The sequence below is a fragment of the Methanophagales archaeon genome, assembly GCA_021159465.1.
GTDB lineage: Archaea > Halobacteriota > Syntropharchaeia > Alkanophagales > Methanospirareceae > G60ANME1.
The window spans coordinates 1-6,162 of sequence record JAGGRR010000191.1 but is presented as its reverse complement, the minus strand read 5'-3'; the positions used below and the strand labels follow the sequence as shown (position 1 = coordinate 6,162).

The 6,162-nt window shown below is 50.8% G+C and carries 6 protein-coding genes; 5 read left to right on the top strand and 1 reads right to left on the bottom strand.

Annotated features, from left to right (window positions below; genetic code table 11):
- Positions 1–224 (bottom strand): phage integrase N-terminal SAM-like domain-containing protein (locus J7J01_08285; GenBank protein ID MCD6210864.1); only part of this gene is annotated, 224 nt, incomplete at its 3' end.
- A 360-nt stretch (positions 225–584) separates the two neighbouring features.
- Here J7J01_08285 and J7J01_08280 point away from each other — a divergent pair.
- From J7J01_08280 to J7J01_08260, 5 genes are read left to right on the top strand one after another with little or no spacing between them, the layout of a single operon-like run.
- Complete coding sequence (locus tag J7J01_08280; protein MCD6210863.1) at positions 585–944, top strand: hypothetical protein; 360 nt, start codon at positions 585–587, stop codon at positions 942–944.
- Positions 898–2,190 carry a hypothetical protein gene (locus J7J01_08275; protein ID MCD6210862.1) on the top strand — a complete coding sequence of 431 codons (1,293 nt, stop codon included), beginning with the start codon at positions 898–900 and terminating at the stop codon, positions 2,188–2,190. Before J7J01_08280 ends, J7J01_08275 begins: the two co-directional genes overlap by 47 nt.
- A 13-nt stretch (positions 2,191–2,203) precedes the next feature.
- Positions 2,204–3,994 carry a hypothetical protein gene (locus tag J7J01_08270; GenBank protein MCD6210861.1) on the top strand — a complete coding sequence of 597 codons (1,791 nt, stop codon included), beginning with the start codon at positions 2,204–2,206 and terminating at the stop codon, positions 3,992–3,994.
- Positions 3,995–4,039: 45 nt separating this feature from the next.
- A complete protein-coding gene (locus tag J7J01_08265; protein ID MCD6210860.1) occupies positions 4,040–5,752 on the top strand; it encodes a hypothetical protein in 1,713 nt (570 codons plus the stop codon).
- Positions 5,749–6,003 (top strand): hypothetical protein, encoded by a 255-nt coding sequence (locus tag J7J01_08260; GenBank protein ID MCD6210859.1) that lies wholly within the window; start codon positions 5,749–5,751, stop codon positions 6,001–6,003. Before J7J01_08265 ends, J7J01_08260 begins: the two co-directional genes overlap by 4 nt.
- Positions 6,004–6,162 lie beyond the last annotated feature (159 nt).

The window sequence follows — 6,162 nt, the reverse complement described above, 5'->3', positions numbered from 1 at the left end:
GGTGGCAGATTCGTGAGCCTTAAGTTCACACCATAACCTTCCGCATACATCCTCATTGCTGCGTAGGCGTTTCTGATTGTTGATGGCGCGTATCCTTCTTTCTTCAAGTGCTCGATGAACTCGTGCGCCTTCTTCTCGAAGCACTCCTTTGTTAGCACGCCTCCGCAGAAGTCTGAGAATCTCGTGATCCAGCGGGCGTAAAGCTCCAGCGTTCTCGCTCTCATACCTTGTGCTTGTGTGAAGAGGAAAATATTTTTTGTTGTTGTGCGAGTTGGAACAAGTTGGAACAAGTTGGAACAAGTTGGAGGAAAGGATTATTTACAAAGGCTTTGAACGCACAAAGAGATGCTAACGACGGCGAATACAAGTGAAGCCGTAGGAGAGATTGGTTCAGTGGGGGAGTTAGGCGCTCCAGCTGCCTGTTGGTACTACAGAAGAAGGGCTTACACCTATCGTCGGATGGCACACAGAGCCCGAAGGGGTTGGCTTCAGCACTACTACTACAGTAGATACAGGAGATACTGGCGACTGTACTTGAGATGTTGCTCCAGAAGTGTGAGGAGGCATAGAAGAGCGTACTACAGATGGCGACGCTTGAGACGCAGATATTACCGCAGATACCGCCGCCTGCGCAGAAGCTACTACCGCAGATACTACCGCTTGAGACGCAGATATTACCGCAGATACCGCTACTACCGAGCACTTGCCAGACGTCATCCACGATACGCACGCTACTATTACAGAAGAGCTCGCCGCCTCAGAAGATACTACAGATGGAGAGCAAGACGATTGCGCAGATCATACAGAAGGCGTCTCTACAGACTGCGCAGATCATACAGAAGAGCGTACAGAAGATACCGCAGATACTACCGCTTGAGGCGCAGGTACAGGAGAAAGGTGAGCGTATACAGGCGCTACTATATGAGAAGGTTGCGAGCTTATGAGCATAGATTGCGCCGCTATCGCAGACTCATGCTCAGATACCGCAGATATTACTACAGATACCGTGTTGTGCGTGCGAGAGCAAGATACTGGAGGCGTCGCTACTTAGCACTCAGGAGGAGGTTGCGGCTCGCAGCAAGAGAGAGGAGACTTGTTCACAGATACAGACGTCTATATGCTTACTATGCGAGATTAGCTGCGAGATACAGGAAAGAAGCGAGATTATACCGCAGATACAGAAGGCTTTACTACGTGATCAGAGCTCGTTACCACAGCTTGCTCAGAAGGCAGCGAGTTATAGCAGCTCGCTATCGCCGCTACTACGCAAGATTGTATCGCAGAAGATATGCTCGCTACATGCAGCGATACCTATACGCTTTGCACCGCTACAAAGCACTCAAGCGCCGAATCGCCAGAATGAGGGTTGAAGAGAGGCGAAGATATGCTGCGTTGCTTGCGAAGGAGCGCAGGCGCTTATACAGGCATTACATGAGGTTGATGCGGCTGAGAGAGCTGAGAATCAGAACTTTGATGAGGGCGAGAATTGCACGGATAAAGCGAGAGCTTGCCAGAGAGAGACGCAGATATGCTGCAATTCGCAGACACGTCAGAAGGTTGAGAGCTGAGATAGAGAGGTTGAGAAGAGCTATTAGATTAGCCTACAGATACAAACGAGTAGTCAGAAAAGTCAAAGAGAGAAGAAAGAGAGCGAAGCTCGTGAGAAAGGTCGCGAGGAGATTGAAGCATCATAAGAGAGAACTCAACCACATCCTTAAGCGAGAGAGGGCAAGATACAGAAGATTGGCGAGGCTTTACGAGAGAGAGTGGAGAAGGCTTGTTGCCGAGCGTCGCAAGCTCATCAGACAAGCTCGCAAGCTCGCAGAGGCAAGGAAGAGAGAGCGCATCAGAATCAGGAGAGCGCTTGATCGGTTGGAGCGGAGACTTGCGGCGTTGTATGCGGCGAGAGGCAGAACAAGAGCATATCTGAGATACAAGATTGCTGAGTTGCGTGCAAAGCTTGCAGCACATAAAGCAAGAGAGAAAGACTTTGCGTACCACATTCATGCGATTCGGACGCAGTATCACGACATCTCAAGAAGGTACAAGCTGATGCGTGAGGCACTCGAAACTCTCGCACGAGAAATGAAGGTGGTGCAACCAAAAACAGTGGTGAAAGCGCCAGTGGTCAAAGAAGTGAAGAAAGTTCCGAAGAAGTCGGGGTCTTTAAAAGTTCTCCAACTCTTTTGAGGTGGGTAAAAAGATGGTGGTTGATCTGCCTGTAGCTGGGGTTGGAGTCGAGGTCGCAGAATTAGGTAGTCCTCGCATAGCTCGGTGGAGAAGGTATTGGTGGAGAAGATACAGGCGCAGAATCCGCAGATATTACAGAAGATACCGCAGAGCTCGCAGATATGCAAGAATAGCAATACGCAGATCACGAGCCCACATAAGGCGAGCTCGCAGACTAATCCATCTCTCAAGAAAGGCTAAAAGTAGGAGAGTGCGAAGAGCTCTGCGTAGAGCTGCACGCAGACACATACGAAGAGCTAGAGTTTACAGACGGGTTGCTCGCAGAGCGTTGCGAAGAGCTCGTATATATCGCAGAGTGGCACGCAGACACATACGAAGAGCCAGAAGATTGCGCAGAGTTCGTCTGATAAGAAGAGTTAGGCGTATTCCTCAGAGGTATCGCAGAAGAATATTGAGAGTTTACAGGAGATACAGAAGAATCAGGCGCGTCCATCGCAGAATTAGGAGAAGGTATCGCAGAATCATAAAGAGGTACCGCAGAGTCTTAAGAAGAGTTAGAAGGAGAGCTCTGAGAAGGCGCATCATACGTAGAATCAGAAGGGTTAGAAGGCGCTACCACAGGTATCTGCGCAGATACCGCAGAGTTATAAGAAGGTACCGCAGGGCGCTGCGCAGAGCCAGAGTAATAAGGAGGATTGCGAGGAGAAAACGCATCATACGAAGAGTGAGAGCTCTAAGAAGGCGCTACCGCAGAATCATAAGGAGATACCGCAGAGTCTTAAGAAGAGCCAGGAGAAGAGCTCTGAGAAGACGCATCATACGTAGAATAAGAGCAATCAGAAGGGCTTACCGCAGGCGCTTGATAAGGTACCGCAGAGCTCTGAGAAGGGTTAGGAGAAGAGCTGTCAGGCGCAGGCGTGTAATTACGAGAAGGCTTGCCAAGAGGCTCAGAAGATACTACAGAAGAAGGTACGCAAGAGCTCTGAGAAGCAGAATACGCAGGCTGCGCAGAGTCAGGAGATTGCTGCACAAAGCATACAGAAGACGCTTGAAGCGCTTAATCCGCAGATACAGAAGAGCGAGAGGTAGAGCAAAAGTCAGGTATCTCAGAAAGATTGCTAGACTGACCCGCAGATATGCAAGAGCTGTGAGAGTACTGCGCAGATACAGAAGGAGGTTAGTGAGAGCTTACGTGCGGCATAAGATACTGAGATACAGGGCGAGACTTGCGAGAGAGCGTGCAAGAAGGAGGTTGATAAGGCGCATCTATCTGCGCAGGATCAGAGCGCTCAGAAGAAGGTATAGAAAAGTGGTGAGAGCAGTCAGAAGGAGAATAAGAGAGAGGCGTAGAAGGGCGAGAATCATACGAAGGATAAGGAGAAGGTACGCTGCGAGAGTCAGAGAAGCAACCAGAAGGCTGAGAAAGGTGCGCAGGATATACGCTCGTGAGATAAAGAGGGCGAGAGAAGATGCAAAGAGGTACAGAGAGATGGCTCGCAAGCTCTCTGTAGCGCATCACAAGACGAGGGTCAGGGTTGCGAGGGCTGTGAGGAGGTTGCGGAGAGACCTTGCGAGACAGGCTTATGCCACTGGCATAAGAGAGGCGTATCTCACAGCAAAAATCGCAGCGATGAGGGCTGCGTTAGCACGCTACAGAGCCAGAGAAGCGGACATAGAACATAATGTCAGAACACTCGTCAACCTCGCCAAGAATGCTGCGAGAACGCTGTATGTGCTCAGACAAGCGGCGAAAGAGATCGACAGGGCTGTGAAGTCTGCGGCTGCTGAAGCTGCAAAGGCTTAAGTTTGTGCGCAGAGTCGGTGCGCAGAGCTCGCAAGGTGCATCGGAATGCGCTACGCCCTCTTAGTGGAGGGATTAGGAGGTGTTGAGGAAGCTCTGGCCTCTCTATCTCAATCTGTGCGAGGCGAGCTTCCTCCCTCCTCCTCCCTCCTTTATTTTTACGAGAGGGCTAGGAGGAAAGTAGTAAAGGCGGGATTAAGGAGGTTAAGGAGGGCTCATAGAGCGTATAAAGAGGGATTAAGGCTTTTAATACGGGGCATTCGAACGCAACAACCCTCACTAATTGAGCGAGGCATTCTTCTATTGCATAGAGCGAGGGTTGAGGCTGCGAAGAGTGTAAGAGCAAGCAGAATTGCTGCTCGTAGAGTTACAGCGAGAGCTCGTAGGCGTTTGCTCAGCGGTCTCGGCGAGCTTGGATTTTTCGAGGTCTTCAGAAAGATCGGAGGAGCTATTGCTGCTGGTGCTCATCGTGCTGTATCAGCTGTAAGAGCTGCTGCTGGTAGAGTCGCATCTGCGGTAAAAGGGTCGTTCAAATGGGTTGGAGATAAGTTCTGGAGTGCTCTGCGCAAAGTATGTCTGGCGCTTTCGCTCTGCAACAGAATCTCTCGACAGAGAGGGGCGACACCAGAGCTTGAGCGGAAGAGACAAGCTATTCTGCGCAAGTGTGCGGCGCTCAGAGTGGCGTTGGCGCCTGCGTGGCTCATCGTTGCGAGATATTGCCCGAAAATACGAACGAAGGGCGTAAGAGCTGCTAGAGCTGCTGAAAGAGCGAGGGTTTACAGGCGAAGAGCCTTAAGAGAGCGCAGAAGAGCGTTAAGAGTTGCGTATAGAGGGCTTAGAGCTCGGAGATATGCTTACAGATACAGGCGCAGAGCTCTGAGGGAGCGTAGGCGCTTGCGCCATCTCAGACGAAGATTGCGCTATTATAGAAGACGGAGACTCTACAGGCGCTATCGTAGGGCCTACAGAGCGTATAAGAGGCGTTATCGTAGGTATCGCAGGTATCGGAGAAGATATTACAGGTATCGGAGAGCTTATCGGAGGTACAGGCGCAGGTATCGCAGGTATCGGAGAAGATATTACAGGTACAGGCGCAGGTATCGCAGATATCGAAGATACCGCAGGTATCGGAGGTACCGGAGGTACCGTAGGTATCGGAGGAGGCGCTACAGGCGTCGCAGACATAGGTTGAGAGGTTTGGAGCTTGGTATTGCACCAGCAGTAGCAGCTGTTATAATTGGAGCTATGGCTACAGCTGCAGCGATCATTGCAGCAATCACATCATGGTTCCGAGAGAACGCAAAAGCAGAGCAGGAGAAGCAGAGAGCGGCGCAGGCTAAAGAGCAAGCTAAAGTTGCGACGCAATGGATAAGAGTACAAACTGAGCAGAAGAAGTATGCGCAGCAGTTGTATGCTGAAGCCGCACAAGAATATCAACAGGCTCAGCAGAAGTTACTCACGGCGACTACGCCTGCGGAGAGAGAAGCTGCCCGAGCAGCACTTGTAGCTGCACAGCAGAAAATGCAAGCTGCACAGCAAATATTACAGAAGCCTATAGCACCACCGCCAGCAATAGTTCCGACGATGCCGACAACAGCGGCGGCGAAGCCTTCGATCTTTGACAAGATTGGAAAGTTCTTCGGAATACCTGGCGACTGGATCAAGTGGGGCCTGGTCGGTGTCATTATCTTGGCGCTTGCGCCGCATCTGATAAGGCTCTTCCGCAGCATAAGAGAAGCGATGAAAGGTGAGAGGGAATGAGAGGGGCGGATGATAACGGTGCAAGCGATGGTGTGAGTGAGGAAGTGGCAGCGCTCAGAGAGCGTGTTGCACGCTTAGAGGAGAGTGTGAATTACCTGAGAGAGTACATTTCGAACGAGCTACACAGTTCGATTGACAGAGTGGAGAGAAGGGTCGAAAGGTTGGAGAGAAGGTTTGATATTTATCTCAAGCTCTACGTTGGCTTTTTCGTAACCTTTTTATCGCTCCTCGTTACGATCATGCTTAAGTAGGAGGTGATCCCCCATGTGGTTCTCCCCCTGGAGGCGTATCCTGAGAGGAAAGAGTGGAGACACGAAGCCTTCAGGACTGAGAGCGGGCACTAAGTTCGTGGAAGAGGACACTGGCGTTGAGTACACCTACGATCCAGTAATGCAAGACTGGAAGAAGAA